At 42.4% G+C, this 19,402-nt stretch carries 17 protein-coding genes and 1 pseudogene; 7 read left to right on the forward strand and 11 right to left on the reverse strand.

The window, feature by feature from the left end; all coding sequences use genetic code 11:
• Nucleotide 1: 1 nt before the first annotated feature.
• Genes mraY through rsmH form a run of 4 tightly spaced genes read right to left on the reverse strand, consistent with a single transcriptional unit; the run spans nucleotide 2 to nucleotide 4,521 of the window.
• A complete protein-coding gene (mraY, locus tag HMPREF8571_RS10195) occupies nucleotides 2-982 on the reverse strand; it encodes a phospho-N-acetylmuramoyl-pentapeptide-transferase (RefSeq protein ID WP_000625785.1) in 981 nt (326 codons plus the stop codon).
• A 1-nt stretch (nucleotide 983) separates the two neighbouring features.
• Nucleotides 984-3,239: a penicillin-binding protein PBP2X gene (pbp2X, locus tag HMPREF8571_RS10200; protein ID WP_000816047.1), complete on the reverse strand. Its 2,256-nt coding sequence runs from the start codon at nucleotides 3,237-3,239 to the stop codon at nucleotides 984-986.
• Between the two features lie 3 nt (nucleotides 3,240-3,242).
• The gene (gene ftsL / locus HMPREF8571_RS10205; protein ID WP_000840795.1) at nucleotides 3,243-3,560 is read right to left on the reverse strand and encodes a cell division protein FtsL; all 318 of its coding nucleotides are present in this window, start codon (nucleotides 3,558-3,560) and stop codon (nucleotides 3,243-3,245) included.
• Nucleotides 3,561-3,570: 10 nt separating this feature from the next.
• On the reverse strand, nucleotides 3,571-4,521 hold the full coding sequence (gene rsmH, locus HMPREF8571_RS10210; RefSeq protein WP_000159383.1) for a 16S rRNA (cytosine(1402)-N(4))-methyltransferase RsmH: 951 nt from the start codon (nucleotides 4,519-4,521) through the stop codon (nucleotides 3,571-3,573).
• A gap of 162 nt (nucleotides 4,522-4,683) precedes the next feature.
• Between rsmH and HMPREF8571_RS10215 the strand changes: the two genes are divergently transcribed.
• From HMPREF8571_RS10215 to HMPREF8571_RS10240, 6 genes are all read left to right on the forward strand, one after another.
• Nucleotides 4,684-4,878, forward strand: a complete 195-nt coding sequence (locus tag HMPREF8571_RS10215; RefSeq protein ID WP_001082467.1) for a helix-turn-helix transcriptional regulator — start codon at nucleotides 4,684-4,686, stop codon at nucleotides 4,876-4,878.
• Between the two features lie 15 nt (nucleotides 4,879-4,893).
• Nucleotides 4,894-5,436: a DUF3278 domain-containing protein gene (locus HMPREF8571_RS10220; RefSeq protein ID WP_000712405.1), complete on the forward strand. Its 543-nt coding sequence runs from the start codon at nucleotides 4,894-4,896 to the stop codon at nucleotides 5,434-5,436.
• Between the two features lie 10 nt (nucleotides 5,437-5,446).
• Complete coding sequence (locus HMPREF8571_RS10225; protein ID WP_000838131.1) at nucleotides 5,447-5,788, forward strand: hypothetical protein; 342 nt, start codon at nucleotides 5,447-5,449, stop codon at nucleotides 5,786-5,788.
• A gap of 12 nt (nucleotides 5,789-5,800) precedes the next feature.
• Entirely contained in the window at nucleotides 5,801-6,379 is a 579-nt protein-coding gene (locus HMPREF8571_RS10230) for a DUF3278 domain-containing protein (protein ID WP_000711210.1), read from the forward strand.
• Nucleotides 6,376-6,852, forward strand: a complete 477-nt coding sequence (locus tag HMPREF8571_RS10235; protein WP_000200908.1) for a glutathione peroxidase — start codon at nucleotides 6,376-6,378, stop codon at nucleotides 6,850-6,852. The genes HMPREF8571_RS10230 and HMPREF8571_RS10235 overlap by 4 nt, the downstream gene beginning before the upstream one ends.
• Before the next feature lie 341 nt (nucleotides 6,853-7,193).
• Nucleotides 7,194-13,184 (forward strand): alpha-L-fucosidase, encoded by a 5,991-nt coding sequence (locus HMPREF8571_RS10240; RefSeq protein ID WP_001083111.1) that lies wholly within the window; start codon nucleotides 7,194-7,196, stop codon nucleotides 13,182-13,184.
• Between the two features lie 145 nt (nucleotides 13,185-13,329).
• Here HMPREF8571_RS10240 and HMPREF8571_RS10245 read toward each other — a convergent pair whose 3' ends face one another.
• The 7 genes from HMPREF8571_RS10245 to HMPREF8571_RS10275 all read right to left on the reverse strand — a co-directional run bounded on the left by HMPREF8571_RS10245 (nucleotide 13,330) and on the right by HMPREF8571_RS10275 (nucleotide 18,775).
• Nucleotides 13,330-14,118, reverse strand: a complete 789-nt coding sequence (locus HMPREF8571_RS10245; protein ID WP_000900120.1) for an ADP-ribosylglycohydrolase family protein — start codon at nucleotides 14,116-14,118, stop codon at nucleotides 13,330-13,332.
• A gap of 112 nt (nucleotides 14,119-14,230) precedes the next feature.
• A complete protein-coding gene (locus HMPREF8571_RS10250) occupies nucleotides 14,231-14,515 on the reverse strand; it encodes a DUF5960 family protein (RefSeq protein WP_000197002.1) in 285 nt (94 codons plus the stop codon).
• On the reverse strand, nucleotides 14,508-14,870 hold the full coding sequence (locus tag HMPREF8571_RS10255; protein ID WP_000567209.1) for a hypothetical protein: 363 nt from the start codon (nucleotides 14,868-14,870) through the stop codon (nucleotides 14,508-14,510). The genes HMPREF8571_RS10250 and HMPREF8571_RS10255 overlap by 8 nt, the downstream gene beginning before the upstream one ends.
• Nucleotides 14,867-16,282 (reverse strand): Y-family DNA polymerase, encoded by a 1,416-nt coding sequence (locus tag HMPREF8571_RS10260; protein ID WP_000540289.1) that lies wholly within the window; start codon nucleotides 16,280-16,282, stop codon nucleotides 14,867-14,869. The genes HMPREF8571_RS10255 and HMPREF8571_RS10260 overlap by 4 nt, the downstream gene beginning before the upstream one ends.
• Nucleotides 16,283-16,285: 3 nt before the next feature.
• Nucleotides 16,286-16,972: a LexA family transcriptional regulator gene (locus HMPREF8571_RS10265; RefSeq protein WP_000284667.1), complete on the reverse strand. Its 687-nt coding sequence runs from the start codon at nucleotides 16,970-16,972 to the stop codon at nucleotides 16,286-16,288.
• Between the two features lie 262 nt (nucleotides 16,973-17,234).
• Nucleotides 17,235-17,747: a GNAT family N-acetyltransferase gene (locus HMPREF8571_RS10270; protein ID WP_000624249.1), complete on the reverse strand. Its 513-nt coding sequence runs from the start codon at nucleotides 17,745-17,747 to the stop codon at nucleotides 17,235-17,237.
• Between the two features lie 62 nt (nucleotides 17,748-17,809).
• Entirely contained in the window at nucleotides 17,810-18,775 is a 966-nt protein-coding gene (locus HMPREF8571_RS10275; protein WP_000602260.1) for a hypothetical protein, read from the reverse strand.
• A gap of 389 nt (nucleotides 18,776-19,164) precedes the next feature.
• On the opposite strand from HMPREF8571_RS10275, the pseudogene HMPREF8571_RS10280 reads away from it, so the two are divergent.
• Nucleotides 19,165-19,314: pseudogene (locus tag HMPREF8571_RS10280) on the forward strand (integrase); the annotation flags it as partial.
• Nucleotides 19,315-19,402 lie beyond the last annotated feature (88 nt).

Raw genomic sequence — 19,402 nt, forward strand, 5'->3', positions numbered from 1 at the left:
TTTACAGCAGGTATAAAACAGCTAGGGTCAAGAGACTTGCTAGAAGCCCAACTCCCCAAAAGAAGAAGTCAACCTTCCACTCACTCCAAGGATTGCCCTTGCCTGAGAATCCTCCAAGTTCAAAATGGTGATGGACAGGCGTCATACGGAAAATACGCTTCCCACCACTAAGTTTGAAGTAGGTGACCTGCATCATAACAGAGCTTGTCTCAAAGACATAGATAATCCCAATCAGCAAAAGGGTCCATTCTTGATGAAGAGCCATAGAAATAGCTGCCAGCATCCCACCAAGAGCCAAACTTCCCACATCTCCCATAAAGACCTTGGCAGGTTTGTGGTTAAAGACGAAGAAGCCTAGCAAACCACCAATCATGGTAAGAATCACAAGAAGAATATCCAGTTGATTTTGCATATAAGCAATCACACCGTAGGCAGACAGGCTAATCACTACGGAAATACTTGCTAAGCCGTCGATCCCGTCAGTCAGATTCACCGCATTTGAAAAGCCAACTAGCCAGAAAAGGGCAAAGAAGATATAGAAAATTCCCAGATGAACTTGGTAGCCAAAAACTGAAAGCATATCGCCACCGCGCTCATAAAAGAGGTAGAAAATCACTCCTCCAAGCAGCTGGAGAGCAAGTTTTTGCTTGGGATTTAAGCCTTCGTTGATTTTACGAAAGACCTTGAGGAAGTCATCCAGAAAACCTACCAAACCATACAAAACCAAGATAAACAAAATCATGCCGACATTGTTGGTCAATTGTTGGGTAAAGAGAGCAACCAGAAAGCTCACGACTACTGCAACGATAAGGAAAACAAGACCTCCCATGGTTGGAGTCCCAGCTTTAGCTTGGTGTTGCTTGACATCCTCGTGCATCTGCTGACCTGTAATCTGCGCTTTTCGATAAAATCGGATAAAGGCTGGAATGCCAATCAAGGTCAATAGAAAGGCTAGAATTCCAGCACTAATGGAACTAATCATCTTAATCTCCTAATGTTACTTTCATTTTTTTAAGGTCTTTGAGGGCTGTATTGGCACGGACACTTTGTTTCTTGACTGTCTTACCGCTACCTTCCCACTCGACTTCTATATTCAGCCATTTGGCCAATGTTTGCACATTTTCATCTGTCCAGCCATACATATCAGGCATTTCTTCGACCTTATCAGACAAAATCAAGATCTGCTGATTGGCTTCCAAATTATCTCCTTCAGAAACCGAGAGATCCTTAATCTTGGTTCCTGTTCCGATAACAATTGGTTGGACCAGGTTTCGGCGCAATTCTTCTGCGAGGTCACCTGGGGTAAAGTCCTTGGTGACAGGCATAGCATAGCTTGTCGTCTTGCTGACCTGATCCAAGTTCTTGGCAGTTGACTGAAGATTGAGGGATTCTTTCATAGCAGAAGCTCGCTCAAGGATTGGGTTGGCAAACTCTCCCAGCTGAACGCCTGAATAATGCTCTGGCTGTTGCACCGTCACATAGAGGATAAAATCAGGATTTTCTGCAGGATGCATCGACACAACAGAGAAGATATAGTTGGTTTCACCTGTCAGGTAGCCCCCATTCTTCTCATCGGCAATCTGAGCAGTCCCGGATTTCAGGGCAACATTCTGTCCCGGAACATTGACATTAGGCTTTCCTGTACTGTGGTTGTACATGGTACCATAGACAGGATCTGTTCCGACCATGACCATGTGATCCCGAGTAGAGGAAGCTGCCGCTTTTGATACAGGATTTCCGACGATTTCCTTTTGAGACTTACGAACAGACTGGTCATTCGGGTCATAGAGGGCGCTGATAAATTTAGGCTCCAACATAACCCCATCATTGGCGATGGCTGTAAAGGCACGAAGCATCTGGGTCTGGGTGACAGATATCCCTTGACCAAATGAGCTCATGGCAATATTGACAATGTTATCAGCAGGTAATTGACCTGTGTACTCATCTGTCAAACCAAAACGGGTCGGTACCCCAAACTTGAAACGGTTGAGGTAGTCCAGCCAGGTTGCGTCTCCCATCTTTTGCTCAAGCAAGGTCATTCCAATATTACTTGAGTGGGCAAACCCTTGAGAGAAGGTCATGGTGCCACCACTAGTCAACCCTTCATTGACGTCCCAGTCTCGAATGGTTGCATCTGCTATTTTCAATTCACTACTGTTAAAGTATTCACCACCAGGGAAGGTATTGTTATCAATGGCTGAAGCCAACATCATCACTTTCATGGTGGACCCTGGCTCGTAGTTACTTTGATAAAGAATATCTCGCCAGACAAAGTCTTTCGTAATACCATCCTTGGTATCGGCATTGAAGGTCGGACGTTGGGTCGTAGCGAGGATTTCCCCTGTTTTAGCGCTGACCAAGGTAGCCGTCATATACTTGCCTTTTACCTTTTCCTGAAAGGCATCCATCTGGGTTTCCAAAAAGGATTGCAAAGGACTAGAAAGGGTTGTGTACACATCCTTTCCGTCTACCATGTGTTGGGAAGCCTGCTCCGTACCCGGAACAATATTTCCCAGACGATCCTTCTCATAGGTGATAATCCCATCTGTACCTGCAAGAATGCTATTTAAAGAACTCTCCAAACCAGATGACCCAATCAAACGCTTGGTTCCATCCTCATTTTCATGGAGTTGCGCTAAACCGATAAAGGAAGAAGCAAACTGTCCATTGGGATAACTGCGGTTAGGGCTAGTTGTAAAGTCAACCCCCTCAACCCCAGCTGTTTTGAGGTCATTTTTAATGGCCATCATATTGGCATAGGTGATTCCATTTCCCTTGGCTCCAAAAGATACCTGTTTCAGATCTGGTTGAGAAAGCTGTTCTTTGACATAAGACTCCTCCATATCTAGGTATTTATGGAAAATTTCAGCCACCTTATTAAATTGAGAATCCTCTACATAGAGGATTTTACCAGTTGCTGACTTGTAGTTCTTGTCAATAACGGCATAGATATTATAAGAAGTCGCATCCTCTGCAATAGGCGTTCCATTTCGATCATAAATGGTTCCCCGTTTGGCTGGGATGGTCTTGGTTGTTTGGTGAACCTTTTTGGCCTCTTGAACCAAATCCTTACCAAATTTACTACCCGTTCCGATAATGACCGCAAAGTTGACCAAAAAGACAGCGAAGAGTACGACAGCCAATAAACTCAGGCTTTTTCCTACTCTTCGGCGGTTTTCTTCTGGAGATTTGCGATTACGAACGGCATAACGGATGATTTTTTCTTTCCACTGTTTCATATCTTACTCCGCCGCTCGGATATTTTCGTTATTCAGCTGCAAATCCTTAGAGTTTGCAATTTCTTTCAAACGCTCTGAACGAATCAATTCATTGACCTCTTGCTTGGCATCGTCGAGCTCGGTTTTCTTTTCTTCGATTTGAGCATTGACCTTGGTCAATTCATTCTGAACTTGTAATAGCTTGGTTTGCATAAACACAACGCTAATTGCCAGGATAATCATTGTTGCAGCAATCGAAACATAGAAGGCCTTTTCCACACGTGAAAAACCTTTAAACTTCGTTTGCAATAACTGGCTTGTTTTTTCGATTCTTTCTGCCATGTTTTTCCTCTTACTTGTGAATTTTTCTGGCCACGCGCAACTTGGCTGAATGCGAACGGTTGTTGGCTTCTAGCTCTTCGGCACTTGGCAAGATTGGCTTACGGGATACCAATTCCATCTTAGGCTTAAGATCGTCTGGAATGAAGGGCAAGCCTTTCGGAACTTCCACTGTTGACGCTTCCTTAAACAACTGTTTGGTCAAGCGGTCTTCCAGCGAATGGAAAGTAATGACTGAGATTCTACCATCCAGAGCCAGCATATCCATGGCCTGCTGGATAGACTCATCAGCCGCCCCAAGCTCGTCATTGACTTCGATTCGGATAGCCTGGAAAATCTGCTTGGCAGGGTGCCCCTTTTTCTTGAGTTCCTTGGCAGGTTTGGCCGACTTGATAATCTCTGCCAACTCCGTCGTTGTCTCAATTGGTTTCACCTCACGCGCCTGCTCAATCTTGCGGGCAATCTGTTTAGAGAATTTATCCTCACCATACTTGAAAAAGATCCGAACCAAGTCATGATAGTCATAATGATTGACCACTTCATAGGCTGTCAGACTAGCATCCTGATTCATCCTCATGTCCAGTGGGGCATCTTTTTTATAAGAAAAACCACGCTCACGCTGATCCAACTGAGGACTGGACACTCCCAAGTCATAACAAATTCCATCAATTTCCTGAACACCAGCTTCGAGCAAACGTGCCTGCAAATGACGGAAGTTATCCTTGATAAAGGTTACCATCCCCTTTTCGATATAGGGTGCCAACCGTTTTTGCGCATTGTCAATGGCATTTTGGTCCTGGTCAAAGGCATAGAGATGCCCTTTTTCGCTCAATTTACTTAATAAATATTCGCTATGGCCTGCTCCACCCAAAGTCGCATCAACGTAGATACCGTCAGGTTTTACGTCAAGCATATCAATCGTTTCATGAAGCAAGACCGTTACATGATGAAATTCTTTTGTCATATCTTATCTATTTTACCACAAATCTGACCAGCTTGCACTTGTCAGACAAGACTAAGTTTCTTCGAAAAAAATTCTCAAAAATATGTCATATATACTTGACACTCCATCTCCAAAAGAATATAATATAGTCAAATATATGCGACATATCAAAAAGGAGACCCTATGAATCGTGTAAAAGAATTCCGCAAGGAACTGGGCATTTCTCAGCTCGATCTCGCCAAAGATATCGGTGTCTCGAGACAGACCATCAACATGATTGAAAACGACAAGTACAATCCAACCCTGGAACTCTGTCTCAATCTCGCCCGCAGCCTCCAAACTGACCTTAATAGTCTCTTTTGGGAAGACGATTTTTAAAAAAGGAGCAAACAAATGAAAAAAGAAACTCTCACTGACAAACTTATCAAACGCATATACGGTATTTCTGGTCCCCTTGACGAACACAAACGGCGCGAAGCCGATCGTATCGGGAATCAGGTCTTTATCGTTCTCTTTTATCTGATGACATTTGGCAATCTCATTCCCTTTGTCCTTGCTTATAAATATCCGAAAATTGTCGCTATCGGCTATCCTCTCGTGGTATTCGTCATTTCGATGATTTCTGCTCTCTATGTGGTCTCCCAAACCAAGAAAACAGGCATCACAGCTATTGATCCCGAGATGCTGAGTCAGAAAGAAAGTAAACAGCTACGTTTTCCTGGTCTAAAAGCCGGTCTGATCTATGGCATGGGCATGTTCTTTGGAATACCACTTCTGAATGTCCTAACCGATGATAGCAAGGATTATCTTGGTTCTCTTTTAAATGTAGGACATTTTGTATCAACTATCCTAGCTACCTTCTTCTTCGGATTGACCATACAAATTATCGTCTCTCTTCGCATTCAAAAAGCCAAGAAAGACCAAGAAGACGACTAGGGGGTGCCTTATGAAATCACTAGCTAGACTACTGATCAGTCATGTTTTTATCAGTATCTTTGTTACCTTTTTCCTACTTTCTGGACATATTGAGCATCCTTTCTTGATTATCTTTCTTTTATTTCTTCCTGTATTGAACAAGGGACAGAGATTCCAGAAAATCCAATCAAAAAAAATACGTCTTCTAAACGCATCTCTCTGTTTTATCCTCGTATCCTTTCCACAACTTTTAACAAATCCTATGGATTGGAGATACCTGGTATTTCTAATAATCTGTATCATTTTTAGTTTGGTTTACTTCTATACTCTCTATCAACTCTTTAAAGAAGTCAATCAAAAATCGCTCATTTAGGAGGTTACTCCCATGAAAAAAGAAGATTTCACCACTCGCTTACTCAAATTATTCTTTCACATACAAGGCCCCTTTGATGAATGCCGCCAAGAGATAATCTACAAGGCAGGTGCCCGTGCCTTGATCCAAATCGTTTACTCCTCTCTCCTACTCTTCCTGTTCTATCTCCTATTTGGACGCTTCATAGAGTTGGTTCGAGATGCCATGCCCTACCTCTATTTTGGACTTATCTTCGTCCTCGCATCTAGGGCGAGACTAGCAGTTCGCAACTTACATTTAGACAAGGATGACCCGTCCGAAATCCATCACAAAAGCTATAGCAAAAGCCAGATCAACCTTCGTAGTTGGGGTGTATTCATCAGTATTCCAATTGGCTTGTTTATCTTATCAGCCTTTCACAAACTCTTTGTTCAGCATCTTCCTCTCGACACATTTTGGGACAATCTCTCCCAGTTCGATAAAACGCTCCCTTTACTAGTCTTAGGTTTGGGAATTGGTGCCATCTTTGGAACCATGACCTATGCCTTTTTATCGGAACACGAGATGAAACACTCTGAATCAGGAATGCATAAGGAGAATATAGAAAAATGACCAGTATATATGATTTTTCTGTTTTGAACCAAAATAATCAAGCAACTCCCCTGGATAGCTATCGTGGCAAAGTTCTCTTGATTGTCAACACTGCTACTGGATGTGGTTTAACGCCCCAGTACCAAGGGCTCCAAGACCTCTATGAACGCTATCAAGATCAGGGCTTTGAAATCTTAGATTTCCCTTGCAATCAGTTCATGGGACAAGCACCTGGCAGCGCAGAAGAAATCAATAGCTTCTGCAACCTACACTATCAGACAACTTTCCCTCGTTTTGCCAAGGTCAAGGTCAACGGCAAGGAGGCAGATCCTCTTTATGTTTGGCTAAAAGACCAGAAAGCTGGCCCGCTAGGAAAACGAATCGAATGGAATTTTGCTAAGTTTCTCATTGGTCGAGATGGGCAAGTCCTTGAGCGCTTCTCTTCCAAAACAGACCCCCAAACCATCCAAGATTCTCTCCAAAAAATATTCTAATTTCTTTTTAAAACGTATCCTTTCATTTAGTTTGAGCCATGAAAGGATGCATTTTTTCTTTAAAAAGTAACTGATTTTCTTTAATTTATATTTATTTTTTTGCTTTTTGCTATTGCAATTCTTTCATTAATTTAGTATATTTGTTATATTAAAAGTTTTCAGTCATTTTAAGGGAGAAATGACCTTTTAAATTTTTTTATCTTAAAATGAAAGCGCTTTATAAACAGGAGGTAAGGTGGCTTACAAATTATCAGAGAGTTTTTCATTAAATCAAGTTGTAACCAAGTCAGACTTGGGCTTGGGCAGTAGCTGACTGCCTTTCTAAAAACTAGGAGTATATTATGAATCGATACCTTTTTGAAAAAGGGCAAACATTTAGCATTCGGAAGTTGACTGTAGGTGTGGCCTCTGTTATCGTGGGACTGGCATTTTTTGCTTCTGGAACCGTTCGTGCAGACGAAACGTCTCCTGCCACGCCATCCAATTTAGATCAGCAAATGAAACAAGTAGCAGATATAGAAGAGACCAAGGCTGAACCAGTCAAAGAAGAAGGCCGTGTAGAAGCTGAAAAACAAGAAAGACCTGCTGCCGATACCAACAGTGCTGACTTGCTCCCTGAAGACATTCAGGACCGCGCCTATCCCGACACACCTGTCAAAGAACTCGATACGACTACTATCGTTGACCAGAAAGCTAGTCCAAAGGTAGAAACTAAGAGCATTCTAAAGAACAAGGAAGAAGCTCCAAAAGAAGCTGAGAACGGAAACCGTGCCATCATTAACGGTGGACAAGACCTCAAACACATCAACTACGAGGGACAACCTGCTACTGCTGCAACTATGGTTTACAGCACTTACAATGCAGGAGAGCAACGCTACCTCGTTTCAGGATCTGGTATCTTTGTTGCACCTAATTTGATTCTTACCGTTGCACATAACTTCCTAGAAGCCAATAAAGAAACTGGCGAGGGTCACATTCGTGGTGGAAAATCTGCCCAGTTCTACTATAACGTTGGTTCAAACAGCGAAAAGAAAAACTCACTGCCATCTTCCGGAACTACGGTTTTATTCAGAGAAAAGGACATCCATTTCTGGAACAAGAAAGAGTTTGGAAAAGGCTATAAGAACGACCTTGCTCTTGTAGAAGCTCCTATTCCTCTTCCGATTGCTAGTCCAAACAAAGCAGCAACCTTTGCGCCTTTAGCGGATCACAAGACGCATCAGCCAGGAGAAGCCATTAGTACGATTGGCTACCCAACAGACTCGAGCTCAAAAGAGTTAAAACAGCCTATCCTAGCTGGCCAACTTTACAAGGCAGATGGGACTATTCGATCTGTTGAGTCCTATGATGATAAGGGAACGACCGGTATCACCTACCAAACCACTTCTGTATCTGGTTTGTCTGGTGGTGGGATTGTCGATAGCCAAGGAAAAGTTCTCGGTGTTCACCAACACGGAACCGTTGACAATGGTGTTCCTGAAAAGGATCGCTTTGGTGGCGGACTCGTCCTTTCACCTGAACAACTGAAATGGGTTAAGGACATGATTGCCAAATATGGTGTCAAAGGCTGGTACCAAGGAGACAACGGAAATCGTTACTACTTTACTGATGAGGGGCGTATGCTTCGGAACGAAACAGCTGTTATCGGAAGCAACGAATATTCCTTCAACCAAGATGGGATTGCTACCTTGACTAAGGGAGTTGAATACGGTCGTGTGGTTATCCAACACGAAGACGAAGAAGGAAATCCTGTCAAAGATAATGATACCTTCATCGAACAGACAGCTGTTGATTCTCCATTTGACTATAATTTCAAAAAAGAAATCGAGAAAACGGACTTCTATCAGAAGAATAAAGATAAATACGAAATTGTATCCATTGATGGCGTAGCGGTCAATAAACAACTAAAAGACACTTGGGCTGAAGATCACAATGTTGTCAGCAAAGCGCCTGCCGGTACCCGTGTCATCAAAGTGGTCTATAAAGTCAACAAAGGCTCTTTCAAAGTTTACTACCGTCAAAAAGGAACAAGTACTGAACTAGCTGAGGCGACAGTTGATAACAATGACGGCCAAGAGTATGAGGTTTCCTTTGTCAACACCTTCCATGCAAAAGACATTGCTGGCTACCGTCCGGTTAAGGCTAGCTTGGAAGCAAGAATCCAGCAAAAAGGGGTGAATGAAGTCGTCTTTGAATACGAGCCAGTCGCTGACACATCCAATCCAACGGCACCGACTCCTCCAGTCACTCATCCAGAAGATAAGGAAACTGAGATTGGCAACCACGGACCTCTTCCAAGCAAGGCCCAACTCGACTACCACAAGGAAGAATTGGCGGCCTTCATCCACTACGGAATGAACACTTATACCAATTCTGAATGGGGAAATGGGAAAGAAGACCCTCGATACTTCAATCCAACCAACTTGGATACAGACCAATGGATTCGCACCCTGAAGGAAACTGGCTTCAAACGAACCATTATGGTTGTTAAACACCACGACGGTTTCGTTGCTTACCCTTCTAAGTATACGGATCATACTGTAGCTGCCAGCCCATGGAAAGATGGAAAGGGTGACCTTCTCGAAGAAGTTTCCAAGTCTGCTAGCAAGTACGACATGAATATGGGTGTTTACCTATCACCATGGGATGCCAACCATCCTAAATACCATGTCGCAACCGAAAAGGAATACAACCAATACTATCTCAACCAGCTGAAAGAAATCCTTGGAAACCCAAAATACGGAAATAAAGGGAAATTCATCGAAGTTTGGATGGACGGTGCGCGTGGTAGCGGTGCCCAAAAAGTAACCTATACTTTTGATGAGTGGTTCAAATATATCAAAGAAGCTGAAGGAGATATCGCCATCTTCTCTGCTCAACCGACAAGCGTTCGCTGGATCGGAAATGAACGGGGAATCGCTGGTGACCCTGTCTGGCATAAAGTCAAGAGAGCCAAGATCACAGATGATGTAAAAAATGAATACCTCAACCACGGCGACCCTGACGGTGATATGTACTCTGTAGGGGAAGCCGATGTTTCGATTCGTTCTGGCTGGTTCTACCATGACAATCAACAGCCGAAATCACTCAAAGAGTTGATGGATATCTACTTCAAGTCTGTTGGTCGTGGAACCCCTCTCCTTCTCAACATTCCACCAAACAAAGAAGGAAAATTCGCAGATGCGGATGTAGCTCGCTTGAAGGAATTCAAGGCAACCCTAGACCAAATGTATGCGACTGACTTTGCCAAAGGTGCCACTGTAACAGCAAGTTCTACTCGTCAGAACCACCTCTACAAGGAAAGTCACCTGACTGACGGTAAAGATGATACTAGTTGGGCGCTCTCAAATGATGCCACAACTGGTAGTTTCACAGTCGATTTAGGACAAAAGAGACGCTTTGACGTTGTCGAACTTAAGGAAGACATTGCCAAAGGTCAACGTATCTCTGGTTTCAAGATTGAAGTTGAAATCAACGGACGTTGGGTGACTTACGGGGAAGGTTCAACTGTTGGTTACCGTCGCTTGATTCAAGGGAAACCTGTAGAGGCACAAAAAATTCGTGTGACCATCACAGGAGCACAAGCTACACCAATCTTGAACAACTTCTCTGTCTACAAAACGCCAAGTAGTATCGAAAAGACAGACGGCTACCCTCTTGGACTTGAATACCACTCAAATACAACAGCAGATACAGCCGGTACAACTTGGTACAATGAATCTGAAGGTGTTCGTGGCACTTCTATGTGGACCAATCAAAAAGATGCCAAAGTCAGCTATACCTTCACAGGAACCAAGGCTTATGTCGTCTCTACAGTCGACCCAGGTCATGGAGAAATGTCCGTCTACGTTGATGGCCAAAAAGTTGCGGATGTGCAAACTAAGAATGCTAGCCGTAAACGCAGCCAAAAAGTCTTTGAGACAGGTGATTTAGCACCAGGCCAACACACTATTACTCTTGTAAATAAAACAGGCGAACCAATTGCTACAGAAGGGATCTACACCCTAAACAATGATAGCAAGGGAATGTTTGAACTCGAATCTACCAACTACGAAGTCGAAAAAGGAAAACCAGTCACTGTTAAGATTAAACGTGTTGGTGGAAGCAAGGGGGCTGCTACTGTTCGCTTCATCACAGAACCTGGAACTGGGGTTCACGGTAAAGTTTACCAAGATACAACTCAAGATGTGACTTTTGAAGATGGAGAAACAGAAAAGACTGTGACCATCCCAACGATTGACTTTACAGAACAAGCCGACTCTATCTTTGACTTTAAAGCCAAGCTCACTTCTGTTTCTGATGGTGCCTTGCTCGGTTTTGCTACCGATGCAACCATCCAAGTGATGAAAGCCGAATTGCTGATCAAGGATCAAACAAGCTATGATGACCAAGCTAGTCAGTTGGATTACAGTCCTGGCTGGAACCATGAAACCAATTCCGCAGATAAATACCAAAAGACGGAGTCTTGGGCTTCCTTTGGTCGCTTAACTGATGAACAAAAGAAAAAGACAACCGTAACAGCTTACTTCTACGGTACTGGACTTGATATCAAGGGCTATGTTGATCCAAATCATGGTATCTACAAGGTATTCCTCGACGGCAAAGAAGTTCCTTACCAAGAGGGCATGGGAAATGCTTCAACTATTGATGGTAAGAAATACTTTAGCGGTCACGCTGCCCAACGCCAAGGCAATCAAACTCTGGTTAGCCTAAAAGGTCTGGACGAAAACTTGCACGCAGTCACCCTTCAACTCGATCCTGATCGAAACGATTTGTCTCGAAATATCGGTATCCAGGTAGACCAATTCATCACTCGTGGCGAAGGTAGTGAACTCTACAGCAAGTCAGATATCATCCAGTCTATCTCTAAATGGAAAGATGATCTGTCAAACTTTGATCCAGCAGGTTTGAAAAATACGGCTACTGCACGCCAAGCTTTCCAAGCAAATCTAGAAAAATTGAGAAACCAACTCAGTACCGAAGCTGTGGATGTTCAAGAAGTCATGTTGACTGTCAGCGCCTTACAAGATATTCTATCCAAGGACGAGAACTATCAAAGAGGCCAAGAGGAACCTAGTCCAGAGCAACCTGAGCAGCCTGAAGAACCTTCTAAACCTGAACAACCTGAACAACCTGAACAACCAGCTGAACCAAAACAACCGGAAATTGAGTATGATAAAGCCATGGCTAGCTTGACTGAAGCTATCGAGAAAAAAGTCGGTGAGCTTGGTTCTAACAACGAAGCTAAGAAGAAATTAGTTGAAATTGCAGATCAAGCCATTGCTGCGATCCAAGAAGCTAAGACTCAGGAAGCAGTCAACAAAGCACTAGAAACTGCTCTCGAACAAATCAGCAAGCTCGAAGCAGCTCAGCCTGAAAAACCTGCTCGTCCGAAAACTCCTGCTCAACCGGAAAAACCAGCGCAACCGGAAACTCCAGCTCAGCCTGAACAACCAGCTCAACCGGAAAAACCGATTACTTCTTCATCTCCTGAGGAAGGAGTTAAGAACCTTGTCTTTACACTTCCAAGTTTGGAAATTGTCAATAAACCAGTGCCGTTCAAGACTATCCGTCGTGAAAATGCCCAATTAGACAAAGGAAAAGAGCAAATTCTATCAGAAGGTAAGGACGGTATCCTAGTCGAGTATGTTGAAGTAGACGGTGACAATCGCAAGGTTGTTCAAACGGAAACAACTCCAGCTCAAGATCGAGTGATTGAGGTAGGCACTAAACAAAGTTCAGTAGGAACAGAGGTACCTCCTGTTGTGACCCTTCCTGAGCACCCTCTACCAGCTCAACCAGAAAAACCAATTACTTCTTCAAGTCCTGAAGAAGGAGTCAAGGATCTTGTCTTTACACTTCCAAGTTTGGAAATTGTCAATAAACCAGTACCGTTCAAGACTATCCGTCGTGAAAATGCCCAATTAGACAAAGGAAAAGAGCAAGTTCTATCAGAAGGTAAGGACGGTAGCCTAGTCGAATATGTTGAAGTAGACGGTGACAATCGCAAGGTTGTTCAAACCGAAACAACTCCGGCTCAGGATCGAGTGATTGAGGTGGGTACTAAACAAAGCTCAGTAGGAACAGAGGCGCCACCTGTTGTGACCCTTCCTGAGTATGTTTTCCCAAGAGAGACCGAAAAACCTGCTCCAGTCGTAACAGACAATTCACCAGCAAAAGATGAAAAAGCTCCTGTTGCAACTACAGTCAAACAAGAAAAGGAAAAACAACTCCCAGCAACTGGGGAACAAGAAGCGAATGCCTTCCTCTTCTTAGCAGCTATTACTTCTATCTTGTCTCTCCTTATCTTCCAAAAGAATTTCAAAGACTAATAAAAATCTTTGATTGATTCTTTTCCATTATTTCAGTTCCCCCGTAGAGAAGACCATCTGGTCTTCTCTTTTTCTATCTCTAGAAAATAAAAAACATCCATAAATTTATATGGATGTTTTAGTATAAAATTCTAAAATAAAGTTATCATTGAGGATAGGTATTTTCAAAGTCAACTACGATTTCAAGCAAACGGTCATCTAAAAAAGGCAAAGCTTCTTGTCTAATGTCTTCAGGGATGCCATAGTAAGCTTCAGCGATCCCTCCACAGATAGCAGCGATAGTATCGCTATCTCCTCCGATAGAAATCGCATTTCGGATAGCATCCTCGAAATTTTCAGACTCCAAGAAGGCCTCTAAGGCCTGGGGAACAGAGCCCTGACAAGTCACATCAAAAGTGTAATCCTCTCTGATGTCGTCCAGAGTAAAGTCCATAGGATAGTAATTCTTATCAATATGGTCCCTGATTTCATCCATACTAGCACCATTTCGTGCCAAGAAAATTGCTACAGCCGTCGCTTCAGCTCCCTTTATGCCCTCAGGATGATTATGAGTCACTACTGTCACCGCTTGTGACAAAGACTTGGCTTGCTCTATACTTTCTGCCGCAAAACCGACAGCGCTGATGCGCATAGCGGCGCCATTACCATAACTACCATAGGATTGAGGATCCTCAGAAAAAATCCAATGGAAAAAGTGACCTCCATAACCACAATCGGGATAATGACGGCCGACTTTCTGCATATACTTGACAGCATTTTTTGACAGTTGACTCCAGTCTTCCTTACTGGCCAATAAGGCTTTAGCTACCGCCAAAGTCATAATACTATCATCGGTCGGACAAGAATTCTGGGTGAACAAATCAAACTCTTTGCTTTTATGATTATCCGCCTCGAATCGAGAACCAACAATATCTCCAATAACCGCTCCTAGCATGATTTACCTCCTGCAATATTCTCTACTCTTATGAAAATAGAGTCCATTAAATCCTTTTGAAATTTACTTTATTATAGCATATTTAGACATTTTTCAGAGACTTGGACAGGCTCTATGCTTGCAGTCCCATATAGGCATAGGTTCGATTTCTAGGAGACTCTTTTTCCGTCACCACCCTAAAATAAAAGCGATGCTCTCGCCCATCCTTGGCATTTTCCTTGTTTAAGACGAAGTAGTTCTTCTGATTCATTGCCATGGTTCGTAGGATATCATCGATCAAAAAAGTCAAGGGAACATTCATGGCAGAGTATTTTTGGAAATCCTCTTCAAAGCGGATATAACTATCTGAAAAATAATCCATCTGTAGTTTGTTTTCATACAGCTCTTTTCTAGTCATAAACTTCCTCCTCCCACAGTCGAATTTCGAGGATATCTACAATCCCTACCAGCCTATATCCCTCATTTGTCCTAATAGATAGAGTTTGAGCTGATAATTCACTCACCTCACCGATGATTGTCATCTTTTGCTTTCTTTCCTTGACAACAAAACATCCCTTTAATTGACCAACATAAAGCTGAGAAAGCAAGCGTAGCTTCTCAACTAAATTCAAATTCGTCGAAAAATCAACACGATTTTTTTCTTCACCAAGCGAGCTGGTATGCTCTGAGAGGAAAAAGCCCATCCACTTCTGCATCCCTGGATCTTGATAGTCTCGCGCAGATTGAAAAGGTAAATAAGAACGATCAATCATTGTAATCCGTCTAATCCTCCAGCAGAATGCCCACCAATCAGCTTGCTTCTAGCAAGACTCCTAGAGGCTTCTTCCAGTGCATTGGCCTTTAAGAGAGAAGTGAAACCAAATTGTTGCCGAATGGAGTCAATAGCTGTCTGGAGCCTTTCTTCTTTTTCTAACTTGTCAACATCATCAAAGAGGGAAATCAAACCAAAGGACTCGTCTACAAATCCTGAATAGTTGACTCCAACACTTCTGACCGCTCCAGAAGTGTATTTATTATGAAATAGCTTCAAAACATAATCCGTTAAGATAGCTGTATTATTAGTCGGTTCGACCTTCATTTGTGTGTGAATAGACGGCCTAACCTCCTCTTTAGAGAAACCAACATAAATAGAGACAAGGGTTGTTTTCTTGCCAGCCCTTCTCAGTCTAATAGCCACCTGCTCTGCCATTTCTCGGAGAATGATTTCGATATCCCGTAACTTCACGTAGTCTCTCGGCAAGATTTGAGAATTTCCCAAGCCTTGGGACTTGGCTTTATAGGGTTTATGAACATTACTCTCATCAATCCCGTTAGCATGAAACCACAAACGCAGGCCAGCCTGACCGAGAGCTTTCTTTAGCTGGTCTGGATTACTGGTGGCCAATTCCTTGATGGAAAAAATCCCCAGAGTATGCAAGCGTTTCTCCATCCGCCTGCCAATCCCCCAAAAATCCGTCATCTTGGAAATAGCCCAGACCTTCTCTTCCACATCCTGGTAAGACCAGTTGGCCCTCATGGTCGGGGTGTGCTTGGCCTCATTATCCAGAGCCAACTTGGCCAGTAAGGGATTGGCATTGGACATACCGACCGTAGAGTAGATCCCTGTCTGCCTCCAAATATCCCTCTGAATACGAGCAGAAAGCATATCCAGCTTGTCTTTGCGAGAGAGAGTCTTGTCTGGGATGAAATAGTTGAGCGAACTAGTCAGGTCAATAAAGCCCTCATCGATAGAGTAAGGATAAATATCCTCTGGACTCCCATAGTTTTGAAAGATTCGCTGGATTTCCATATTGACTGCAATGTACTCGTCCATCCGAGGAGGGACAATCAAGGTGACTTGGGCCCAATCTTCGATGTAGCGAACATAGTCTGAATCTGTAGGCAACCCCTGCTTTCTGGCATTATAGTAGGAAAATTTGCGGCTCTTGATATCAAAGGGCAGATCATAGGCCCGGCCAACATTTGACTTACCAAAAATCTTCTTAAACATGGGGGAGGAGGCTAGGATAAGACCAGTCGAATTATCCGCGCGACTCATGACGCAAAGCGAGGTCTTCAGAGGATGCAAGCCCCTTCTCACACACTCGACACTGGCATAAAAGGATTTCATATCGACAAAGGCAATGTCACTTTTGGGCTCTCTGGAATAATCAAAGTAGCCCATAGGCTAACCCTCCATCGGCACAAAGTTCCCAACGATAATCCCCACAATCCGAGGATCTTCCTCATAGGAGATGAAAATATCCTTGTATTTAGGATTGATAGAGACCAGACGCAAGCCATCTTCCTCACGATAAACCCGTTTGATATAGGTCTGGTTGTTGCAAACCACTGCATAAACCGCCCCATCATAATCAAATCCGGTCTCTCGAATCAGAGCTACTGAACCATTTTGGTATTTAGGTTCCATAGAGTCCCCAGCCACCCAGGACGCAAAATCATGGGCTAGTTCCTCATTAAAGTAGACGGTGTCAAAATTCCGATCATCATAGACCGAAGCCCCGATCCCTGCTGACATACGTTCATAGACACGGTACTCGTAGAGGCGCTCTGGCATGGTCATCACCTTCTGAGTTTGTTCTTCTTTAGCCAGGTTGCGAGCATAGAGCACAACCTTGTCCTTCCCTTGCTTGGAGAGGCTATTGTAGAGACGGACAATCTCAATCTGAGTGAAATATCCCTTTGCTACCTTTAAAATATTTTCTAGCTGGGCAACCTTCTCCTGGGATGGTTCCTTAATCCCACGTTCCCAAGCCGAGTAAGCCTGAAAACTAATCCCTAATTCCTCTGCAATTTCCTTCTGTGTCAATTTTAACTCTTTTCTCCGAGCCTTGAGTTTTTCTGGTTGGTACATGATTCACCTCCTAGTGTGATGCTTTAATGGACATTATCTCCCTTAGAAAGACACATCGATGGTTGAGCTTACATTTCAAAATTCAACCATTTTGGTTTAGTTTTATTATATAAAAAAAGTGAACAATTGTCCACTGGGAAAAACAAGTTTAAACAGCACCACTTATCTATTCTGAACAAAAAAGACATCCAAGAGAAAAATCTTGAATGTCTGGAAAGATTAGAACTCCATTAACCTTTTCAATGGACTGGAATTGATGATATTATGGTCTCCTTATCTCAAATACTGCTGTATGAACCCACTCATTATGAATGTATAAGTCATTTTCTATCATTCTACTAAAGGTGAAACCATTTTTTAAAAGTACTCTCTGAGAAGCCAGATTATCCCTTGCCGTTCCTGCAATGATTCTATTGAAACCATAAATAATAAAGGCTTTTTCTAAAACAAGCTTAACCGCTTCGCTAGCATAGCCTAAGTTACTAACATTTTCCCCAATCCTATACCCAAGCTCTGCTGTTTTTCGATTACCCTCTAAGACACTTAAATTGATTCTTCCGACCATAACGCCTTGCGAATCTCTAATAAGATGCATGTAAACAGCACGATTCCTTTGTTCCGTTAACAATTCCCTCGTGATTTCTTTAAAACCTTCTGGATCAAAATAGTTAGCTGGTCTAGGAGGTAAATTTCGCTCAAAATACTCCCGATTTTCTTTTTCAAAAGAATAAACGTCTAGACTATTTCCTTCAGACAGCAACTCTAAACTAATCATTACAAATCTCCCCTTCTCTTCTTAGTAAAAATATTGTGAGACTGACCTAGCCCTAGCAACTCCTATTCTAATTTTTGCAACAGCTTTACAACTTGACGATTTTCAATCCTCACATAGTATACACCACTATCATTGACAAGTTTATCCTCTTTATATTTCGCAATCTTTACAGCATAAAGACCTCTTGGTAGGGGTTGGTTGGCAAAAAATTCCTTCATGAGCCTTTCAAGCTCTTTTAGATAGTCATCATACAAGAGATCTCTTTTTTCTTTTGGAACGAAATACTGAAATTCAAATGTTGGTATCAAAATCTCTTTTTGGAAAAGATATTGAGCATCCATTGGATACATTCCTTGCAGTGCTTGACCCTTACTTTGATTTTCCTCTAATATTTCATTATAAAGATGGATATTGTCAGATTGGTTATTGAATTCAAAACGAATACCTTGATACTTCAAATCAGGCAGTTGAGGATCTTTGATTGAACTGTCCAGTGTTTTTAAAAATTCGCTGGTGCCTGGACTAACCTCAATCCCTAAATAGGCTAATTCTGGGAAAACATTATAAATTTTTTTATCATTTTTGTAATCAACCTCTGCATCTGTCTTTCTATATGTTTTATTTTCCGAAAAACGAGTATAGTATTTAAATCGAGTTTTAACCTGATAGGTTTTTCCGGCTATATTTTCACTATAGGTACCATGGATTATAAATCCTCCCACGCTTGTATAGTTTTTCTCGTATTTTTCTAACTCAAACTGTCCTGTAAGACCGTAATTTTGATAAGAACGATGCACAGCTTGCTCAAGCTCAGTTCGACTTGCATGGGCAAATAGCCCCCACATATCCATTAGAGAAAAAATTGGACTGAACACTGTGAAGATTGCGATGGGGATCACTATGGATAAGCAACCTATTAATATCCAATTTCTTTTCTTGGCGTTTCCCTCAGATTTTTTAGCAGTTTTCTGTTTCCTTTTTAAGATTAGAATGAGTAAAACCAAAATCCCTAATACTAATAAAATCAATCTACAATCTCCTTTTATCGTGGATAGCTGTTAACAGGTGTATAGGAAGAAGGCTGACAGAAATACTCTTCTCATCTCCTAACTTATCCTGTATTCCATTTTTCCTACCTAGCATATGAGACATTGCATTGAAATCACAATAATCTCCCACACCAGATGCTTTCTAAACGATTAAAATCAAATGAACTACGAGAGAACGCCCAATCCGAGCAATGGACACTTGCTCCATGACAATTCAGGTAGGTGGACCTTGAACACCATAAACTCATCTGAAATGAGGAACAGTCCTTACCTCATTATACCATATGAGAGATACCGTGAGAAGAAGGAGAAAGTAAAAGAACACCCCGAAAGGTGCTCTTTGTAAGTATAGTAATTCTTTCGAATTAACGTTTACTAAACAAGCAGGAATGAGCTTAGAAGCTATCTCTGAGGCTCTAACACACAGTGACATAGGTACAACTCAGATTTATGTCAATACTTCGAATGTAGTTCCTATTGCAGTTGGTGCATTAGCTTTAGAATCTCTAAATCAATAAGGTGAAAATAAGGTGAACTTTGAGGTAAACTTTTCAAAAAAACACGAAAAAAGCACCCATGAGGTAAACTCTTGAGTGCTTTGAAACG

The sequence above is a fragment of the Streptococcus mitis ATCC 6249 genome (genome assembly GCF_000146585.1).
Classification (GTDB): Bacteria; Bacillota; Bacilli; order Lactobacillales; family Streptococcaceae; genus Streptococcus; species Streptococcus mitis_AZ.